We start from the raw sequence: 19,543 nt of genomic DNA, 5'->3' as shown, positions 1-19,543 counted from the left end.
GAGAGAGATCCCGAGCCTAGGCCGCGACGCCCTCCCCGATCGTCCACGCCCGCCCACCGGGACGCGTCCAGGCGTCCAATCCCGCTGGACTGGACCTCTTCGGCCCTCTTGTCTCCTCTCCTCAGACCGCCTCGGTGTGGCGCTGGCGGTACTGCGAGGGCGTCATCCCCGTGGTCCGCTTGAAGGCCGCGTTGAACGACGACTTGGCGTTGAACCCGGCGTCGAGGCCGATGGCGAGGACGGTCCAGTGCGCGAACGCCGGGTCCGTCAGCCGCACCTGGACGTCGGCGACGCGGTAGCCGTTGACGACCTCGTAGAAGGTCTGGCCGAGCTGGGTGCTCAGGACCTCGGTGAGGTTGTGCGGCGAGATGCCGAGCGCGTCGGCGAGGTCGGGGAGCGTGAGGTCGCCGCGGCGGTACGGGTGCTCGGTCTCCATGAGCGCCCGGAGGGCCGCGGCGTGGCGGGCAGCCTCCTCGGGGCGCATCCCGGACCGCGCGTACGCCGCCTCCGTCGGGGCGGCCTCCGGCCCCGCGGCCTCGGGCTGCCGCAGCCCGAAGTAGCCCAGGGCGTAGACGAAGACGGTCACCGTGAGCAGCGTGAGGTCGTCGGTGACGCTGGCGTCGTCGAGGCCGACGGCGTCGGTGCCGCCGAGGACGTAGAACAAGGCCGAGGCCAGCAGCATCGCCAGCACGCCCGCCGTCAGGCCGCGGAGCCACCGCCGCGTCGCTGGGGACGCCACCCCTCCCGTCCGCCGCACGCGAGCGACGATCAGCGCGAGGTAGACCGCGCCGTGGAGCAGCTTGAGCGGGTTGGCGACGGCCATCGCCCGCGTCTGGAACGACAGGTCGGGGTCGAGCATCAGCGCCAGCTTCTCGGGGCCGGGCCGGAGGTAGAACGGGAGCAGGAATGCGACGAGGGCCAGGAACGGCGCGAGGTGCCACGCATCCCTTCGGCGAAGTGCCGGGCGCGGCGAGGTCAGCGCGCGGACGTAGAGGTAGAGCAGCGGCCCGTAGAGGAGCGCGATCGGCAGGTCGAGCCCGATGAGCGCGGGGTGCCGCGCGCTGGCGCCGGAGGCGTGGTACACGGCCATCGCGAGGTCGACCGAGAACACGAGCACGAAGGCCGCCAGCAGCCGGTGCGCGGCGACCTGCCGCGGGCGGCTCGCCAGCACGGCGGCCAGGAACAGGCCATGGGCCGCACCCAGGAGGTACAGCCCCTCCATCAGACGGCTGAACGTGGGGGCATCCATGCGGACGGTCGGCGCAGGGCGGGCGGCGGCGCCAAGGTACCGGCGCGCGCCCTCTCGCTGGGTGCTACCGGTCGCTAGCGCCGTGCGAGGGGCCGTCCTCCTCCGGAACCGCCAGCCACTCCGGAACGCCGGGCAGCCCGAGCCACCGGGCCCCCTCCTCCAGCGACTCGACGACCTCGACCGGCCGGCCGGCCTCCTCCACCAGCCGCCGGTACAGGTACCCGATAAGTTGGACGACCTCCCGGGTCATCACGAGGGCGACGCGCCCCGGACCGATCCGCTCCGACTCGTCGATCTCCATCTCTGCGATCGTCGCCATCTCCTCCGGCCGCACGATGAACTCCTGGATCTGGCCGCAATCCCAGAACTCGTCGAAGCCCTCTCCCCAGTGCGGATCGGCGTACAGCGCTTCGTTGGCCGAGGCGATGTCGGCGCCCGTCACGACGCCCGTCGCGCGGACCATGCCGAGCCGGAGGACGGGGTCGACGCGAGACAGGCAGGGCATGGCGGAGAAGGGAACGGTCGAGAGAGAGAGAGGGGCCTCCGCTCGGAGCGGTTCCCGCATACCCCGCCATCTGCCCCCCGATCCCTTTCCACCGTAATCTCCGAACAGGAGCCCGTGGTGCGCCCCCTGAACGCCAGGGCCCACCTGTTGGAGCGCGCCGACCCGATCGCGCCGAGGGGTACGCCGACGCCTGGCGTGGCGGGTCGTCGGCCCCACGTCATGGGCGCCCGGCATGTGGCCGACTCCTTTAACGACAGGCCGTTAAGCGGATCTAGAGAGTGGCCGATGGAGAAGGCCCCTCTGCCCGGGTCATGCAGTCCCTCGTCTTCGTCGCGCTCACACCGCTCGCGCTGCTCCTGATGGGGGTGGTCGGGATCGTCTCCTGGCGGCGCCGGGAGGCGCCCGGCGCTTGGGGCCTCGTCGCGTTCTCGGCCGCGTCGGCCGGCTGGCTCGCGTGCGACGCGCTGAGCGTGCTGGCGCCGTCGCCCGAGGCAGCCCTCCGGATCGCCCAGGGGACGTTCGTGTGGGCCCCGCTGCCGGGCGTGGCCTGGTTCGCGTTCCTGCTCAGCTACACCGGTCGGGTCGGCCCGGTCGCCCGCGCATCCGTGTGGGCCCTCTGCGTCTGGAGCCTGGGCTTCGGGGGCATGGCGCTCACGAACGAGGTCCACCAGCTCGTCTTGGCGACCTGGGAGGTCGTCCCCGACGGCCCGTTCCTCGGGGTCCGGTACACGCTGGGGCCCGTTGCGTGGGCTCAAACCGTGTTCATGTGGGGGGCGATGATCGTCTCGCTCGCGGTGCTCGTGCGGGCCTACGCCAGCGGCACCCGCGACCGCACCCTCTCGTGGTGGATCGTGGCCGGCGCCGCGGTCCCGCTCGCCGTCAACGTGGGCCACATGCTCGGGGTGGGGACCATTGAGAAGGACTTCACGCCCATCGCCATGGCCGTTTCGTCCGGGGCGTTCGCGCTCGGGCTCGTCCGCTACCGCCTCCTCGACCTCCGGCCCATCGCGCGGGCGGCCCTGGTCGACGTCCTCAGCGAAGGGATGCTCGTTCTCGACACCCACGGCGTCGTCGTGGACGCCAACCCCGCACTCCGGTGCGCGCTCGGCGAGGCCACCGCCCCCCTCGGGCGCCCGCTCCGGGAGACGGTCCCGTCGCTCGCCGACGCCATCGACTCGGCCCCCGGCGACACCTTCCGGCTGGGTGAGGGCCCGGACGCTCGCTACGTCGACTTCCGGATCTCGCCCCTCACCGACCGACACGGCACGCCGACCGGCCGGCTCGTCCTGCTCCACGACGTGACCCACCGCCGCCGCGAGCGGGCCGCCCTCCACCGCGCCAACGCCGACCTCTACGACGCAAACGCCGAGCTCCAGGCCCGCAACGACGAGCTCGACGCGTTCGCCCACACGGTCGCCCACGACCTCAAGAACGGCATCCAGGGCGTGGCCGGCTACGCCGAGATCTTGCGCGACGACGGGCCCGGCCTGCCGGCCGGCGCGCACCACGAGATCGCCGACGGGCTGGTCGGAGCGGCGCACAAGATGGGCGACATCGTCCACGAGCTGCTGCTGCTGGCTGGCGTCCGCCAAGCGACCGTCGAGCCCCGGCCGGTCGAGATGGCCGCGGTCGCCCAAGAGGCGCTCCATCGCATCCGCCGCACCCCGATCGGCACCGCCGTCGCCCCGGCCCTCCCGGATCACTGGCCGGTCGCCGTCGGGCACGCGCCCTGGGTCGAAGAGATCTGGGTCAACTACCTGTCGAACGCGGCCAAGTACGGCGGGCCGACGTTGACGCTCGGCGCCGAGACCACCCCGGCCGGGCAGGCCCGGTTCTGGGTCCACGACGACGGCCCCGGCCTCGCGCCCGACGCCCAGGCCCAGTTGTTCATGCCCTTCTCCCGCGTCGGCTCGCTCGACGTCGAGGGGCACGGGCTCGGCCTCTCCATCGTCCGACGGATCACGGAGCGCCTGGGGGGCACGTGCGGCGTGGAGAGCGCGCCCGGGGCCGGCACCCGGTTCTGGTTCGCCCTCCCCCTCAGCGCCGACGACGCGGCTCAGTCGTCGTCGGCGTCGCGGTCCGTGATGGCGTAGCGCTGGACGCGCTTCTCGATGGACTCCTCGGCGTCGCGCGCGCGGAGCTGTTCCATCCGCACCGCCAGCCGCCCCTCGTAGCCCTGATCGCTGGGCTCGTAGAAGTACGTCCCCTGCATCCCACCCGGGAGGTACTGCTCGGGCACGTAGTGGTCCTGGTAGGCGTGCGGGTACTTGTAGCCGACCCCATGGCCCAGCCCCTTCTTGTCGCGCGAGCCGTCCTTGAGCGCGTTCGGCATGTCCGTCGTCTGCTCCTTCTCGACGTGCTCCAGCGCCGCGAAGAACGCGAACCCGGAGTTCGACTTCGGCGCCGTCGCGAGGTAGACGCAGAGCTGGCCCAGCACGAACCGGCCCTCCGGCATCCCGACGACCTCGAAGGCCCGCTGGCAGGCCACGGCCTGACGGATCGCGTTGGGGTCGGCCAGCCCGATGTCCTCGCACGCGAAGATGATCATCCGGCGGAGCACGAAGCGCGGGTCCTCGCCCGCGTAGATCATCCGGGCCATCCAGTACAGCGCCGCATCCGGGTCCGAGCCGCGCATCGACTTGATGAACGCCGAGATCGTGTCGTAATGCGCGTCGCCGTCCTTGTCGTAGAGCACGGCGCGGCGCTGGATCGACTCTTCGGCCACACCGAGGGTCACCCGGACGACGCCCTCGGCGTCCGCCTCCGTCGTCTCGACCGCCAGTTCGAGCGCGTTGAGCAGCGACCGCGCGTCGCCATTCGCGGTGCTGGCGAGGTGCGCGAGGGCGTCCTCGTCGATGCGCACGTCGAGGGTGCCGTAGCCACGCTCGGCGTCGGCGACGGCCTGGGCGGCGACGGCCCGCAGGTCGTCCTCGGACAGCGTCTGGAGCTCGAAGACGCGGCTCCGCGAGACGAGCGCCTTGTTGACCTCGAAGTACGGGTTCTCCGTCGTGGCCCCGACGAAGACGACCGTCCCGTTCTCGACGTGGGGCAGGAGCGCGTCCTGCTGGGCCTTGTTGAAGCGGTGGACCTCATCGACGAACAGGATGGTGCCCTGGCCGTGCAAGCGGAGCCGCTCCTGGGCGCCGGCCACCTGCTCGCGGATGTCCTTCACGCCCGCCAGCACGGCGTTGAGGCTGGCAAAGTGCTTTCGCGTCGTGTTGGCGATGATCCGCGCGAGCGTGGTCTTGCCGGTTCCGGGCGGGCCGAACAGGATCAGCGACGTGACGCGGTCGGCCTCGACGGCGCGGCGCAGCAGCGAACCGGGCGCGAGCACGTGGCCCTGCCCGACGTACTCGTCGAGCGTACGCGGACGCATCCGGTCGGCGAGCGGGGCGGACTGGCGGCGGCGGGCGACCGCGGCGGCCTCAAACAGATCGTCGGACATGCCGCAAGCTAGCGGGCGCGAGGCGCCGCTCGGGGCTCACCGCGCCGCGTCGAGCGCCGCCAGCAGGTCGGCGGCGGCGGCCTCTGCCCACCCGGGCGCCAGCGACAGGCGCACCGACTGCTCCCCGCCGCTCGGCGTGGCCACGACTGGCACCGTCGTGGCGTCGTCGCGCTCGGCGTCGGTGCCGACCATGGCCTCCGCCAGCGTCCACTCGGTGTCGTCGGGGCCTCGGAGGGTTCGGGTGGTCATGGACATCGCTCGGAAAGGGAGCCGACGTACTCCGGTCGCCCGACACCGTTTCGCGACGGAATCGCCGCCGGCCCACGATGCCCAGCCCCCCCGGGGAGAGGACGGGTTGGACTCCTACCGCGTGGCGCGCCCCGTCATGAGGGCGTGGACGCGGCGCCCGACCTCGGCCATCTGGGGGAGGGCCTCGGCCTCCGGCACCGGCGTCAGCAACGCCACCACGTAGACAGCGCCGCCGTCGCGCACGACGCCGACGTCGTGGGTCCAGAAGCTCCACCAGCCTGTCTTGTGGGCGAAGAACGCGGTGCGTGGGAGGCCCTCGGCAAGCTTGGCATTGTCCAGCTGGGCGCCGAGCAACGTCATCAGCCGACGGCTCACCCACGGGTGCACCAGCCGGTCGGTGGCGGCGAGGGCCAGGAACTCGGCGGCGTGGCGGCCTGAGGTCATCGTGCTCGGTACCTCGGCGTAGCCGGGGTCCTCGGCGGCGCGTGGCAGGAACTTGCGGGTGACCTCGCTGCCGTGCCAGCCGTAGCGGTGCATCAGCGAGTCGATGGCGGGCCGGGTGACGAGGTCGATCATCTCGTTGGCCGCGCTGTTGTCGCTCCGCGTGACCATCAGGTCGAGGAGGTACCCGACCGTGACCGTGTCGCCGGCGGCGAGCAGCGGGCGGGGGTCCGAACGCACCTCGCGGGCCGTGTCGACGGCGTTGTGCGCGGCGACGACGCGCGGCGCGTCGAGGTCGTAGCGCCCGTCGAGCACCTGGCTCAGCACGGTCGCGGCGACGTACATCTTGTAGACGCTGGCGGGGTACAGGAACGCGTCCGGTTCGGCTCCGCCCCACACGGGCGCGGCCCCGACGAGGTCCACCACGACGAGCGACACCGGCTGCTCGCCGTCCTCGCCCACGTCGAACCGACCCGCCAGCCCGGCGGCGTCGACGATCTCGGCGAGGGAGGCGCTCAGGGAGGCGTCCTCGGGGAACGCGGCCGGCTGGGCGCGGGCGGCGGAGAGACCGGAGAGGAGCACGGCGGCAAGAAGGAGGCGCACGGGAGCGGGCGAGGGGCACCCAAAGCTACCCGCCTCCCCCTCCTCATCCCGACCGGATCGTGACACCTCGGCGACCAATCGGCGAGGAACCGGGACGGCCCCGTGATGCCTGCCGGGCGCTCGGCGCGTCTCTTGAGCCCACCGTCTCACGAGCCCCCTTGGACCCATGCGCCTCACCCTCCCCCTTCTCGCCCTCGCCGCCCTCACCGCCGCTCCCGCCCAGGCCCAGCGCGCCCGCCCTGTCGCCCGTGCCGTCGTGCTCGACTGCCTGGAGGACGTGGCCGACCGCCGCGAAGACCGCCGCGACCGCCGCGAGGACGTCCGAGATCGCCGTGAGGACCGCCGCGACGCCCGGCACCACGGCGGGCTCTTCGACCGGATCGAGGACGTGGCCGACCGCCGTGAGGACCGCCGCGACCGCGCCGAGGACGTCCGTGACCGTCGCGAGGACCGCCGCGACCGGCGCCGCGGCCCGCGCGCCTGCAGCTAACGCACCGCAAAGCTCACGCATGCCGTGACGCGTACCTGAGCCCTGCTAGCGGATCTCGTCCGACGCCGCCGCCAGCCGCCCTGCCAGCGCCTCTCCCAACGCGGAGAGCGGGCGGGGCGGCGCTGGCGCAGACCCGTCGCCCAGACGGAGCGCCCACCACCCCACGTCGCGCCACGCGCCGGCCTTGAAGCCGACGCCCCGGTACACGCCCACCGGCTCGAACCCGATCGACGTGTGGAAGGCCACGCTGGCGGCGTTCGGCAGCGCGACGCCTGCGTAGGCCGTGGCCATCCCCAGCATACCGAGGACATCGAGGAGCGTGCCGTAGAGCGCTCGCGCCACGCCTCGGCGGCGGGCCCGCTCGGCGACGTACACCGACACCTCGGCCGACCATTGGTACGCCTCGCGGCTCCGGTGCGGACCGGCGTAGGCGTAGCCCGCGATGGCGCCGTCGTCGGCGACCAGCCAGGGGTGACGGCCCCCGCCGGCTGCGATCCGCCGCGCCATCTCCTCGACGGAGGGCACGGCCGTCTCGAACGACACCCACGTCTCGCGCACGAACGGCGCGTAGATCGCGCGGACGCCTGGCGCGTCGGCCTCGGTGGCGAGCCGGATGGTCACGCCGCCAGCAGGTCCTGCTCGCCGGGGTGGTCGTCCATATACGCCGCCACGAACGGGCACTGCGCGATCACCGGGCGCCCGTTGTCTCGCGCCCACGACAGCCCAGCCTCGACCAGCGCCGTCCCGACGTTCTCTCCCCTCGCGGGCTCCGGCACGAACGTGTGGACGAACGCGACGGCTTGGCCGCGCATCTCGTAGGCCAGTTCGGCCGCGCCGCCCTCGACGTCGGCAGTAAAGGTGTGCGAATCGGGGTCGTGACGGACGTCGGGCATCGGGAGAGAAGACGAGGAAAAGACGACGGGAGGAGAAGAGGACATCGGTCCGAGCGCTGGCACTCGCCTCCTCTTCTCGTCCGCTCCTCTACGCCTCCTGCCCTCAAATGTCCCCTCCGTCCGGGCGGATCAGGACCTCCTCCACGACCGTCCGGCCGCTGAGTGTGGCGACCTCGACGGCGACCCGGGCGACGTCCTCCGGTGGGATAAAGCGGTCGTCGGGGAGGTCGGTGCCGTCCCACGAGCCGGTGCGCGTCGCGCCGGGAAGCAGCGTCGTCACCGAGACGCCCGTGCCCTGGACCTCGGCGCGCAACGCCCGCGCCAGCCCCAGCAGCCCGTGCTTGGCGGCCCCGTACGCCGCCCCGCCGGGGTACCCCGTCACCGAGGCGACCGACCCCATCATCAGCACGCGGCCCGACCCGCGCGCCAGCATCCCGGCCAGGAACGCGCGCGTCACCAGGAACGCGCTGACGGTGTTGACCTCGAGTTGCTCGCGGAACGCCTCGGGCGTCGTCTCCAGGATCCCGCCCGGACGGAACAGGCCCGCGTTGTTGACGACCACGTCCGGCGTCCCCGCCCAGCCACGCACGGCGTCGGCCATCGCCTCGACGGCCGCGTCGTCGGTCACGTCGCAGACGAAGGCCGTCGCGTCCCCCCCGTCCCGCTGGCAGTCGCGCCCGACGACGGCGAGCGCACCCGCGTCGCGAGCGACGAGCGCCACCCGCCACCCCTTTGCGGCGAAGGCCCGGGCGACGGCGGCGCCGATTCCCCGGCTGGCGCCGGTGACGAGAACGAGAGGCATGGGGGTCGAGGGCAAGAGACGGCGGGCAAGCGAGATCGCAAGCGGGGTCTCCCCTCGCCTCTTCCCCCTCGCCTTCAGAAGTTGATCGGCAGGGTGACCGTGTTGTCGCCACCGAGCGAGGCCACGAAGACGAGCCGGTCGATGCCGCGCACGACCTCGTCGCGATAAAACACGACGATGCCGCGCCGCGCGGTCCCGGGCTCGGCCGCCGGGCCGGACGGGCTCTGGCTCTCCGCCGCGGACGTGGTGTAGCGCCGGCCGTCGCCGTCGACGACGTAGCCCTTGCGGGCGAAGCTCTCCCACGGCGCCCAGTTGCCGGTGTAGTCGATGGACCGGACGGTGACGGAAAGCTGGACGCGGGTGCGGCCGGCGGGGTACGAGACGGCCACGTTCGTGACGCCGACCTCGAACCGGCTCCCGCCGCTCTCGCCTGTCCGGCGGACCTCCGTCGAGAACACCCTCGTGCCCGGCGCGGTGCTGTCGGCCCGCGACGGCGGGGGCGGCTCGACACGCTCGGTGCCCAGCGTCAGCCGGTACTCGCCGCCGAGCGCCCGCGTCGAGTCCGGCCCGCCCGAGGTCACTTCGAGGTAGTACTCGCCTGCGCCCACCTCGGCCTCGTACTCGACGGCCTTCGCGCCGGGCTCGTTGAGGTCGTCGGCCACGTCGGAGCGGCGACGGCCGGCGATGGTCCACAGCCGGAAGGCGGGCGGGAAGGCGTCCGACTCGAGGGCGAGGGTGGCCATCTGCCCGTCGCCGACGCGGAACTTGTAGGTGTCGACGTAACGGCCGTTCTCGACCCAGCTGTCGTCGCCCAACGTCCCGGTCCGGGTGCTGGCGTCGGCGCGGATGTCGCGGATGGGGACCGTGCGGGCGTCGAGCGCGAAGGGCCCGCTGGCGCCAGGGGTTTCGGAGGTGACGATGAGGCGGTAGGCGGCGTCCCAGCCGGGGAGGTAGCGGAGCACGACACCGTGCAGGCTGTCGCCCTGGGAGGACCGCTCCATCGAGCGCCACGCGCCTCGCACCTCGCCGTTCGGGCCCAGCAGGTGCACGCGCGGCACGAACGCCGACGACACCACGCGGACGACCACGGGCAGCTCGGACCCGGCCGCGATCCCGTACGCGCGCTCGTAGCGCCCGGCCCGCAGCGGCCCCGCCGAGAGCGTGTCGAGGCGGGCGGCGTCGTCGACGTAGACCGAGTCGGCAGGCCCGGCGGGGACGACGGCCAGTTGGTAGCGGCCCGTCGCCCGGGGCCGACGGGAGGTGACCACGACGCCGAACCGGCCCGGGCCTTGGAGCCCCTCGATCTCGGCTCGCGTCGCGGTGCGCAGCAGGTTCGAGGCCGCGATCGTCTGCCCGCCCGGGAGTTCGACGGCGAGGTCGGGCGAGAAGTCGTCGGACGTGACCAGGATCGAGAACGCGATGCTGTCGGCTGTGTGGACGTAGTAGTCGGCGAAGCGGTCGTCGGCGCGCTCGGCGTCGCCGGGCCCGAGCGTGTCGGCGGCGGGCTCCAACGTCAGCGTCTCCGGGTCGAGGCTCCGCATCAGCGCCCACTGCGCGCGGGCGCGGGCGGCCTCTGCGAGCACCTCCTCGTCGCTCGGCCCCTCGGCCGCCTCGATCACGCGCGGCAGGATGGGCCACACGCTGAACGCGAGCACCGCGAGGGCCAGCACCCAGCGCACCGGCGCGGGCGCGGTGCGCCAGCGGGCGGCGAGGTGCCGGCGGAGCGAGGGGGTGGGCTCGGGCGCCGGCGGAGCCGGAGCGGGCCGGTCGGGAGTCTCGGGGGGAGGCACGGGGGGGACGGCCGCAGGGGGCGCCAAGATAGGGGCCGGTCTAACGGGCACCGACGGGTCAGCCGTGCCATTCCAGGTCCGCGTCGGCGGACGGGACTCGGGACCGCCGACCGGCTCGCACACCGCTCACGCCCCCCCCCTACCGTCTGAGCGGAGGGCGCAGCCCACAGTCGAAGGAGCTCTGTCGAACGAGACGCTCCGGCCGAAGCTCCCGGCGCCGGCATGCGACGCCGTCGCTCCAGAGATCCTTCGACTGCGCTCGCTGGCGCTCAGGATGACGCGGGGTGGGGCTCGCGCAACCGCTCTGACCGAACCGCCCCGTTCGGACGGGAGGGCGACGGATTGGCGGCAGACCTGCTCGCGCCAGCAGGCGGGGGTCAGGGGCCGCGCGCCAGCAGGACGCGCACGGCCCGCGGATCGGCGCCGCCGGACGCTCGTTCCCGCCCCATGCCCGATTCCTCACCCGATGTGCTCGTCGTTGGCGGCGGCGCGGCCGGCCTGACCGCCGCCATCTTCGCCGCGCGCGCCGGCGCCCGCACCGTCCTCTTGGAGAAGACCCGCCGCGGTGGCAAGAAGATCGTGGTCTCCGGCGGCGGCCGGTGCAACGTGCTGCCGTCGGCGCTCGACGAGCGCCTGTTCGTGACTGGCTCCTCGCGGCGCGTGATGGGCCGGATCCTGGCGTCGTGGCCGCTCGCGGAGCAGCGGGCGTTCTTCGAGGCCGACTTGGGCGTGCGGCTCGCGCTGGAGCCCGAGACCGGCAAGCTGTTCCCCGCCTCGAACCGGGCCACCGACGTCCGCGATGCCCTCGTCGACGCGGCTCGCGCGTCGGGCGCGGACCTGCGCTTCGACACCGACGTGGCCCGCCTCAGGCCGAGCGCCGATGGCTGGACGGCCCGGCTCCGCGACGGGGCCGAGATCACGGCGCCCGCCGTGATCGTGGCGACCGGCGGGCTGTCGGTCCCCAAGACCGGCAGCGACGGGTTCGGGCTCCGGCTGGCGGAGGCGCTCGGGCTGGCCGTCGAGCCGGTGTACCCGGCGCTCGCGCCGCTCACCGCCGAGCCCGCCCCGCACGCCGACCTCTCGGGCGTGTCCGTGCCGAACGCCCAGGTCCGGGTGCCGCAGGGCAAGGGCGCCTTCGCCACGGCCGGCGGGTTCCTGTTCACGCACCGCGGCTACAGCGGCCCCGCCGTCCTCAACGTCTCGCACCTCACCGCGCTCGGCGCCGCCGCCGACGCCCGCCCGCCCGTCCTCGTCGGCTGGGACGACACCGCGCCCGAGGCGTGGACCGACACGCTCACCGCCCCCGGCCCCGGCCTCGTCCTCACCGCCCTGCGCGCCGCGCTCCCCGCCCGCCTCGCCGACCGCCTGCTCGCCGACGCCGACGTCCCCGCCGACCGCGCCCGCGCCGACTTGCGCCGCGACGAGCGGATCCGGCTGGTCGCCGCGCTGACCGCCTACGAGCTGCCGTGGACCGGCGACGAGGGCTACAAAAAGGCCGAGGTCACCGGCGGCGGCGTCCGCCTCGGCGAGGTCGACACGAACACCCTGGAGAGCCGGGCGCACCCGGGCCTCTACGTCGCGGGCGAGTTGCTCGACGCCTTCGGGCCGATTGGCGGGTACAACTTCTACTGGGCCTGGGCGACCGGCCGCCTCGCGGGCCTCGGCGCGGCGCGCGCCTGAGACCTCCGGCCCCGACACCCAAAAAAACGCGGCCCCGCCAGCGAGCGCCAGCGGGGCCGCAGCGGTTACATCCGCATAAACGACACGACGACGGCCAGGACGCCGAGGAGGACCAGCACCGTGAGGCCGACGAACGGCAGGAACTCTCTGGAGCCGGAGGGCTCGGGCATCGAGGCGGAGGGGCCCGCGAGCGGGCGAGACGACGTAGACATAGGGGTGATGTCAGGAGAGAAAACGAGAGGTCGGCCGGAGGGTCCGGCCGGGGGAAAACCGGGGCCGGGGCCCCGCCGCACGGTGGCGGCCCTCGTTCTCACAACCGCAGCACCCGCTTGCGCGCGCTCGGACGGATGGCCCGCCACGTCGGCGCCCACACGCCCGCCGACTGCTTCTCGCGGCGCCGGCGGATCGCGCCGCGCCAGCTCGCGCCTGATGAACCCTGCGCCGGGCTCGCCTCCTCGGTCGCCCCCGCCAGCGCCGGGCCCGACAGCGGGACGAGGGCGGCGGAGCCGGGGTGTGGCGCGCGGATCACCTGCTCGCCGCCGACGGGCGCGGCACCGCCCGGCACTCCTGCGGCCACCGGCGCGACCGCGCAAGCGACGAGGACAGCGAGCAGCCCGAGGCGGACGGTCATCCGGTGGCACGCCTGTGCGGCGCGAGCAGAGTGGCGATCCCACGCCGCCCCCTCCCGTCCGTTCCTCGGCCGCCCCGCGAAGAATTACGAAGCCGCGTCCGGTTCGCCCGCCTCGGGCCCGAGGCGGGCGAACCGGACGCGAGCGTCGGGGAAACACGTAGGAGCCCGGAGGAGAGGCGTCTCTACCTTCGAGCCCGCCTCCACCCGCTCGCCGGCGCACATGCCCGCTGCTCCTTCCAACGACAGTGACAGCGACGACGGCGATGTCGCGCCCGGCTCCAACATCCCCGCGATCGCGGGGAACGCGCCGCACGAAGCCGACACGTTCCCCGTCGTCGGCATCGGGGCCTCGGCGGGGGGGCTCCGCGCCTTCCAAGCGTTCTTCAGCGCGCTCCCTGCCCAGCCCGGGATGGCGTTCGTGCTCGTCCAGCACTTGTCCCCGGACCACGAGAGCGCCCTCGCGGAGCTGATCCAGACGCGGACCCAGATGACGGTCGCCCAGGTGGACGACCACCTGCACGTGGAGCCCAATTGTGTCTACGTCATCCCCCCCGGCCGCCACCTCGAGATTGAGGACGGCCACCTCCAGCTCGTCGAGGCCCGTCGCGACCGGGGCCGCCCGGCGGCCGTCGACCACTTTTTCCGGACGCTCGCCCAGGACATGCGCGACCGGGCCGTCTGCGTGGTCCTGTCGGGGACCGGCTCCGACGGGTCGCTCGGGCTCAAGGCCGTCAAGGAGCGGGGCGGCCTGGCGATGGCCCAGGCGCCCGACGACGCCGAGTACGACGGGATGCCCCGGAGTGCCCTCGCGACCGACTTGGTCGACGTGCAAGGGACGGCGGCGGAGTTGGCCGAAACGCTCGTCGCCATCCGCGACGCCGCCGACCGGCTGACCGTGCCGACCGCCCCCGACGACCCGCTCGCCGAGGACGACCACCAGGCGCTCCAGGCCATCTTCGCGCACATCCGCGAGCGGACCGCCCACGACTTTACCGACTACAAGCGCACGACGATCCTGCGCCGGCTCGCGCGGCGCCTCCAGGTGACGGGCCGGTCCACTCTCGCCAGCTACGCGGCTACTCTCCGCTCGGACCCTGGCGAGGTCCAGGCGCTCTTGCGGGACTTCCTCATCTCGGTGACGCAGTTCTTCCGCGACACCGAGGCGTTCGAGACGCTCCGGGCCGAGGTCATCCCGGCGCTGTTCGAGGGGAAGGATCGGCACGATCAGGTCCGCGTCTGGGTGGCTGGGTGCGCGACGGGCGAAGAGGCGTATTCCGTTGCCATGCTGCTCTGCGAGTACAAGGACCGGCTCCCCGACGGGCCCGAGATCCAAGTGTTCGCGACCGACATCGACGAGGACGCGCTCGACCGAGCCCGGGAGGGCGTCTACTCGGAGGTCGCCGCGGCCGACCTCTCGGCCGAGCGGCTCCGGCGGTTTTTCGAGGTCCAGGGCGAGGCCGTCCGCGTCAGGCCTGAGATCCGCCAGATGGTGCTGTTCGCCCGGCACAACCTGCTCTCGGACCCCCCGTTCTCGCGGCTCGACCTGGTGGCCTGCCGGAACGTGCTGATCTACTTCAACCGGCCGGTCCAGGAGCGCGTCTTCGCCACGTTCCACTACGCGCTCCGCCCAGAGGGCTGGCTGTTCCTGGGCGCGGCCGAGGGGCCGGCGCTGTTGTCGAAGGGGTTCGCTTCGACCGACAAGGCGGCGCGCATCTACAAGCGTAGCGACGGAGCGGCGGAGCCCCGCCTCCCCTTCGCGAGCGGGGGCGAGCGCCGCACCAGCGTGCCCCCCCGCTCGGGCACCACCGCCCCGCCCATCGGGGGGGTCGCCGAGCGGTACCGCGACTGGACGATCAACCAGTACGCCCCGCCCCGGCTCTTGGTCGACGAGCACTACGACGTGACCCACGTCTTCGGGGCCGCCGGCGACTACCTCCGCGACCGCGAGGGCCCCATCTCGCAGAACGTGGTCGACAAGGTGCTGCGGGTGCTGCGGATCGACCTCCGCGCCGCCCTGTTCCGAGCGTTCTCGTCCGGCGAGTCGACCGACACCCGGTTCCACCGCGTCACCGTGGGCGGGCGCGAGCGGGTCGTCCGGGTCCACGTCGGGCCCGTCGGCGGGGAGGCCGCCCAAGACGGCCGGGCCGAGATCGTGTTCATCGAGCTCGACCCCGTGACCGTCGCCTCCCTCGGCGCCGCCATCGCGGAGGCCGGCGACGGGGACGGCGAGTCCCCCCCCGACAGCCGGGCCATCGCTCATCTGGAGCACGAGCTCCGCCAGACCCGCATGCACCTCCAGCAGACCCTCGAGGAGGCCGAGGTCTCGACCGAGGAGCTCAAGGCGTCGAACGAGGAGCTCCAGTCGATCAACGAAGAGCTCCAGTCGACAACGGAGGAGCTCGAGACCTCGAAGGAGGAGCTGCAGTCGACCAACGAAGAACTCCAGACGGTCAACCAGGAGCTCAAGAACAAGGTCGACGAGCTGGTCCGGTCGAACGCCGACCTCCAGAACCTGATGGCGTCGACCGAGATCGCCACGCTGTTCCTCGACCGCGAGCTCCGGCTCAAGCGGTTCACGCCGCGCGCGGCCGACGTCTTCCACGTCATCCCGACCGACCTCGGCCGCCCGTTCGACCACCTCGCGCACCGCCTGCGCCACGGCGACGTCGGCGACGTCGCCCGCCGCGTGCTCGGCTCGCTCGTCCCCGAGGACTTCGAAGTCGACACCGCCGACGGCCGCCACTACCGCGCCCGCGTCCTCCCTTACCGCACCACCGACGACCACATCGACGGCGTCGTCCTGACGTTCGTCGACGTGACCGAGCTCAAGACCGCCCTCGGCGAGGGACACCGCCGGGCCCGCCAGCAGGCGGCCGTTGCCGCGCTCGGCGTGGCCGCGCTCGAAGGGATGCCGCTGAATGCCCTCTTCGACCTCGCCTGCGAGAGTGCCATCGACATCCTGGGTGCCGACTTCGCCAAGGTCTTGCGCCACCGGCCCGAGCACGGGGACCTGATCCTGAAGGCGGGCGTCGGCTGGACCGAGGGGCTCCTCGGGGTCGGGACCGTCCCGGACGCCGTGGGGTCGCAGGCCGGATTCACGCTCTTGGCCGTGGCGCCGGTCGTCGTGCCCGACCTCGCGGAGGAGACCCGCTTTACCGGACCGCCGCTCCTCCACGACCACGGCGTCCAGAGCGGGGTGAGCGTCCCGATCCACGGGGCCGACGGCGCGTGGGGCGTGCTCGGCGTCCACAGCCGGAACGCCCGCTCGTTTACCGAGGACGACGCTCAGGCCATCCAGTCGCTGGCGAACGTGCTCGCCGACGCGCTCCGCCGCGCGGCCGACGAACGAACGATCGACGAGCAGCTCACCGAGATCGAGGCCATCTACGCGACGGCCCCGGTCGGCCTCGCCTACCTCGACCACGAGCTCCGCTACCGCCGGATCAACCAGCGGCTGGCCGAGATCAACGGGCTCCCGGTCGAAGCGCACATCGGCCGGCGGGGCCCGGAGCTGTTCCCGCTCCTGGCCGATGTCGTGGAGCCGCTGTTGCTCCGCGTTCTGGAGACGGGCGAGGCCGTCGAGGACGTGGAATTTCAGGGCGCCACGCTTCGCGACCCGGACGACGTCCGAGACTGGCTGAGCAGCTACGTCCCCGATGTGAGCGACGACGGCAGGGTCCACGGGGTGAGCATCGTCGTCCGCGACATCACCGACCGCAAGCGGGCCGAGACCGCGCGCATCACGGCGCTGGCCGAGCTCGACTTCGTGCTGAGCAGCGTTGAGGTGGGGGTGTGGTCGATGGACGTGGCCACCCAGGACTACCGGCTCGACGACCGCACGCTGGAGGTCACCCGGCTCTCGCTCCCGCTCGCGTTCGAGGACGCGATGGGGAGGGTCCACCCCGACGACATCGCCGAGATCACGGCCCAGCTCCAGGCGGCGATGGGCGGCGGCCACGACGGCCCGGCCTACGTGTTCAACGTCCGGCTCCGGGGCGACGACGACGTCGTCCGGTGGATCGAGGTCCGGGGCCGCTTCCTCCCCGACCAGGGCGCGCAGGGCACGTTGTCGGGCATCGTCTACGACACGACGCCACTCCACGAGGCGCGCGAGGCGGCCCGCCAGCGGCTCAGCGAGATCGAGGCCTACTTCCGGTCGACCCCGCTCGTCGTCTCGGTCCTCGACCTCGACGGCCGCTACCTCCGCGTCAACGACGAGGCGATCGCGTTCACCGGCCGTCCGGCGGAGGCCCTGCTCGGCCAGCGCGCGGCCGACCTGTTCCCGGCCCTCGCCCCGCTCACCGACCCGCTCATCGCGTCGGTCGTCGCGACGGGCGAGCCCCAGCTCGGGGTGCCCGTCGAGGCCGCCGCGCCCAGCCGGCCGGACGAGCTCCGCCACTGGCTGCTCTACGTCTACCCCGTCGTCGACGAAGGCGAGATCGTCGCCGTCACCGTCGGGGCCCAGGACATCACCGCCCTCCGGCTGGCGCAGGACGAGCTCCGCGCGCTGACGACGGACCTGGAGGCCCGCGTCGAGGCCCGGACCGAGCAGGTCCGGGGGCTGGCCGTCGAGCTGAGCCGGGCCGAAGAGACGGAGCGCGAGCGGATCGCCGACCTCCTCCACGACGACCTCCAGCAAACGCTGTTCGGGGTCCAGGTCCAGGCCAAGCTGCTCGCCGACGAGATCGGCGATGCCGAGGGGCCGGCCACCGAGTTCCTGGGCCAGGTGCGGGCCATGCTCGCCCAGGCCATCCACTCGGCGCGGACGTTGTCCGCCGAGTTCAGCCCCCCCGTCGCGAGCGACGAGGGGTTCACGTCGTCGCTGGCCTGGCTCGCGCACCGGGTCGAGGAGGCGCACGGGCTGACCGTCGCGGTCGAGGGCCCCGACGACCTCGCCATCGCCCCCGACCTCCGGGTGCTCCTGCTGCGGTCGCTCCGCGAGCTCCTGTTCAACGTCGCCAAGCACGCCGCGGTCGACCACGCCACGATCCGGCTGTCGGAGGCCGACGGGGAGGTCCGGGTGGAGGTGATCGACGAGGGCGCCGGGTTCGACCCGTCCGACGCCGACCGGATGCGGCGGGGGCTCGGGCTCGAGAGCATCCGGCGGCGCCTCTCGCTGGCGGGCGGGCGGATCGAGGTGGCGTCAACGCCCGGCGCCGGGACGCGCGTCACGCTGACGGCCCCGGCGGCCGCGCTCGACGGGTAGGCGCCCCCTCGAGCGCCGGACGTGCGGGCCGCCGCAACAATTCGCCGGTCCCCGTCGGGCGCGAGGCCCGGCCGCCTACCTTCACCGCCCGGACCCGCTCGCGAACGCGGGCCGCTTGCGCGCCGACACCTTCCGCCCGGCCCGTTTCCGCCCAAGGCGGCCCGGAGCCGGGGACGCCCGACACATGGGGCCACCCCCGTCCTTTGAGGAGATCTGTCATGCGGATCATCGAACGCCGGGCCTTCCTCGGCACCGCGCTGGCCGGCACGCTCGCCGCCTGCGCCCCCCTCCCCGACGCCTCCCGTGTGAGGAGCGCGCCGCGGCTCACCGCTCACGTCCGTGCCGGGCAGGACCGGACGGGCCGCCCCCGTGTCGTCTTCGGTGGCCTCCGCCTCGACACCAAGGTGGCACCGTCTGACAGCGGCGGCGACCTGTACGTGATCGAGCACGCCGACGCCCACCAGGGCGGGCCCCCTCGGCACGTCCATCACGATCAGGACGAGCTGTTCTACGTGCTCGAGGGGGCGTACCGCCTCCACGTCGGCGAGGCGGTGTTCGACCTCGGCCCGGGCGACTCGGTGTTCGCCCCCCGGGGCGTACCGCACGTTTGGGCGCACGTCGGCGACGGCGTCGGGCGGATGCTGCTCGCGTTCCAGCCCGCCGGCCGGATGGAGAGGTTTTTCGAGGGGCTCGCGTCCCTCGGGCCCGCGCCGACGCCGGCGACCATGGGCCCGCTCTTCGCGGCCCACGGGATGACGCTGCTGGGGCCGCCCCTGGACCTGGGCTGACCCACCGACGGCGTCGGCGCTGTCTGCCGGGGGTCGGGGCAGAAGCGACGGTGGCCGCTTGCCCTCGCCGGGCTGGCGGCGGGCCCGGTGTGTCCTCGTGGCCGACAGCCCCGACGAGGCGCTACGGGCCCCGGAGGTGGCACATCGAAGCCGAAGCAGCCGCGAGGCCGACGTGGTCCTCGAGGTGGAGTCCGGCGAGTCGCCGGAGCACCGGCGCGCCCTCGCCCCTACATGTCCTCGGCGTCGTCGCCGAGGTCGACGTTCCGGTCGATGGCGTCGCCGGCCTCGTTGACGGCCGCCTCGACCTCGGCGCCGGCCTCGCGGGCCGCGTCGCGGAGCGTCTCGCCCGCCCCCTCAAGTTCCTCGCCCACATCGGAGAGCGCCTCCCGAGCATCGACCTCGTCGTCGAGGCCCACTTCGAAGTCGGTCTGGACGGTACCGTCGTCCTGGACCTCGCGGCGGGTCTCGCCCTCGCAGCCGGTCAGCAGAGCCGCGATCAGGGACAGGGTGGCGAGAGCGGTGCGCGGCATGGCAAGAGGGTAACGGGCCCGCTCCGACGCCGGCGGCGCCGGCCGGATCCCCTCGGGGCGGCCCCCGAAAACGCCCCGCCGGCCGGGGCCGACGGGGCGCGTCGTGCGGAGAGGGGGGGATTCGAACCCCCGGTACCCGTTTCCAGGCACGCCGCTTTAGCAAAGCGGTGGTTTCAGCCACTCACCCACCTCTCCAGTGGGGCTGGGTCCGTGAGGACCGAGGCCGGGTCGCGAAGATAGA

General features: G+C 73.4%; 17 protein-coding genes and 1 tRNA gene. 5 read left to right on the top strand and 13 right to left on the bottom strand.

The features are described 5' to 3' along the window. Positions 1 to 121: 121 nt before the first annotated feature. Entirely contained in the window at positions 122 to 1,249 is a 1,128-nt protein-coding gene (locus ACLII4_RS06320) for a helix-turn-helix transcriptional regulator (RefSeq protein WP_412070051.1), read from the bottom strand. 64 nt (positions 1,250 to 1,313) lie between these two features. Next, positions 1,314 to 1,754: a hypothetical protein gene (locus ACLII4_RS06315; RefSeq protein ID WP_412070050.1), complete on the bottom strand. Its 441-nt coding sequence runs from the start codon at positions 1,752 to 1,754 to the stop codon at positions 1,314 to 1,316. 311 nt (positions 1,755 to 2,065) lie between these two features. On the opposite strand from ACLII4_RS06315, the gene ACLII4_RS06310 reads away from it, so the two are divergent. Further along, positions 2,066 to 3,847: a sensor histidine kinase gene (locus ACLII4_RS06310; protein ID WP_412070049.1), complete on the top strand. Its 1,782-nt coding sequence runs from the start codon at positions 2,066 to 2,068 to the stop codon at positions 3,845 to 3,847. On the opposite strand, the gene ACLII4_RS06305 is transcribed toward ACLII4_RS06310, so the two are convergent. The 3 genes from ACLII4_RS06305 to ACLII4_RS06295 form a co-directional block, all read right to left on the bottom strand. Next, positions 3,811 to 5,199: an AAA family ATPase gene (locus ACLII4_RS06305; RefSeq protein WP_412070048.1), complete on the bottom strand. Its 1,389-nt coding sequence runs from the start codon at positions 5,197 to 5,199 to the stop codon at positions 3,811 to 3,813. The two genes, ACLII4_RS06310 and ACLII4_RS06305, sit on opposite strands and share 37 nt — an antisense overlap. A gap of 36 nt (positions 5,200 to 5,235) precedes the next feature. Next, positions 5,236 to 5,448 carry a hypothetical protein gene (locus ACLII4_RS06300; RefSeq protein ID WP_412070047.1) on the bottom strand — a complete coding sequence of 71 codons (213 nt, stop codon included), beginning with the start codon at positions 5,446 to 5,448 and terminating at the stop codon, positions 5,236 to 5,238. Between the two features lie 114 nt (positions 5,449 to 5,562). Next, complete coding sequence (locus ACLII4_RS06295; protein ID WP_412070046.1) at positions 5,563 to 6,492, bottom strand: serine hydrolase; 930 nt, start codon at positions 6,490 to 6,492, stop codon at positions 5,563 to 5,565. 166 nt (positions 6,493 to 6,658) lie between these two features. Here ACLII4_RS06295 and ACLII4_RS06290 point away from each other — a divergent pair, with 166 nt between their 5' ends. Further along, a complete protein-coding gene (locus ACLII4_RS06290; RefSeq protein WP_412070045.1) occupies positions 6,659 to 6,982 on the top strand; it encodes a hypothetical protein in 324 nt (107 codons plus the stop codon). A gap of 45 nt (positions 6,983 to 7,027) precedes the next feature. On the opposite strand, the gene ACLII4_RS06285 is transcribed toward ACLII4_RS06290, so the two are convergent. From ACLII4_RS06285 to ACLII4_RS06270, 4 genes are all read right to left on the bottom strand, one after another. Then, a complete protein-coding gene (locus ACLII4_RS06285; protein WP_412070044.1) occupies positions 7,028 to 7,603 on the bottom strand; it encodes an arsinothricin resistance N-acetyltransferase ArsN1 family B in 576 nt (191 codons plus the stop codon). After that, positions 7,600 to 7,875 (bottom strand): GNAT family N-acetyltransferase, encoded by a 276-nt coding sequence (locus ACLII4_RS06280; protein WP_412070043.1) that lies wholly within the window; start codon positions 7,873 to 7,875, stop codon positions 7,600 to 7,602. The genes ACLII4_RS06285 and ACLII4_RS06280 overlap by 4 nt, the downstream gene beginning before the upstream one ends. Positions 7,876 to 7,978: 103 nt before the next feature. Beyond that, the gene (locus ACLII4_RS06275; protein WP_412070042.1) at positions 7,979 to 8,677 is read right to left on the bottom strand and encodes an SDR family NAD(P)-dependent oxidoreductase; all 699 of its coding nucleotides are present in this window, start codon (positions 8,675 to 8,677) and stop codon (positions 7,979 to 7,981) included. A gap of 74 nt (positions 8,678 to 8,751) precedes the next feature. Continuing rightward, positions 8,752 to 10,467, bottom strand: a complete 1,716-nt coding sequence (locus ACLII4_RS06270) for a hypothetical protein (RefSeq protein WP_412070041.1) — start codon at positions 10,465 to 10,467, stop codon at positions 8,752 to 8,754. A gap of 447 nt (positions 10,468 to 10,914) precedes the next feature. Here ACLII4_RS06270 and ACLII4_RS06265 point away from each other — a divergent pair, with 447 nt between their 5' ends. Beyond that, complete coding sequence (locus tag ACLII4_RS06265) at positions 10,915 to 12,147, top strand: NAD(P)/FAD-dependent oxidoreductase (RefSeq protein WP_412070040.1); 1,233 nt, start codon at positions 10,915 to 10,917, stop codon at positions 12,145 to 12,147. 65 nt (positions 12,148 to 12,212) lie between these two features. Here ACLII4_RS06265 and ACLII4_RS06260 read toward each other — a convergent pair whose 3' ends face one another. After that, a complete protein-coding gene (locus ACLII4_RS06260; RefSeq protein ID WP_412070039.1) occupies positions 12,213 to 12,359 on the bottom strand; it encodes a hypothetical protein in 147 nt (48 codons plus the stop codon). 98 nt (positions 12,360 to 12,457) lie between these two features. Then, the gene (locus ACLII4_RS06255) at positions 12,458 to 12,778 is read right to left on the bottom strand and encodes a hypothetical protein (protein WP_412070038.1); all 321 of its coding nucleotides are present in this window, start codon (positions 12,776 to 12,778) and stop codon (positions 12,458 to 12,460) included. Positions 12,779 to 12,998: 220 nt separating this feature from the next. Here ACLII4_RS06255 and ACLII4_RS06250 point away from each other — a divergent pair, with 220 nt between their 5' ends. Both ACLII4_RS06250 and ACLII4_RS06245 read left to right on the top strand, forming a co-directional pair. After that, positions 12,999 to 17,984: a chemotaxis protein CheB gene (locus ACLII4_RS06250; RefSeq protein ID WP_412070037.1), complete on the top strand. Its 4,986-nt coding sequence runs from the start codon at positions 12,999 to 13,001 to the stop codon at positions 17,982 to 17,984. Positions 17,985 to 18,202: 218 nt separating this feature from the next. Next, a complete protein-coding gene (locus ACLII4_RS06245; RefSeq protein WP_412070036.1) occupies positions 18,203 to 18,772 on the top strand; it encodes a cupin domain-containing protein in 570 nt (189 codons plus the stop codon). 227 nt (positions 18,773 to 18,999) lie between these two features. On the opposite strand, the gene ACLII4_RS06240 is transcribed toward ACLII4_RS06245, so the two are convergent. After that, complete coding sequence (locus ACLII4_RS06240) at positions 19,000 to 19,302, bottom strand: hypothetical protein (protein WP_412070035.1); 303 nt, start codon at positions 19,300 to 19,302, stop codon at positions 19,000 to 19,002. 106 nt (positions 19,303 to 19,408) lie between these two features. Next, positions 19,409 to 19,497, bottom strand: a tRNA-Ser gene (locus tag ACLII4_RS06235). Positions 19,498 to 19,543: the final 46 nt, after the last annotated feature.

The sequence above is a fragment of the Rubrivirga aquatilis genome, from assembly GCF_046845665.1.
Taxonomy (GTDB): domain Bacteria; phylum Bacteroidota; class Rhodothermia; order Rhodothermales; family Rubricoccaceae; genus Rubrivirga.
The sequence above is the reverse complement of the archived record's forward strand: the minus strand, read 5'-3'. Positions and strand labels throughout refer to the sequence as shown.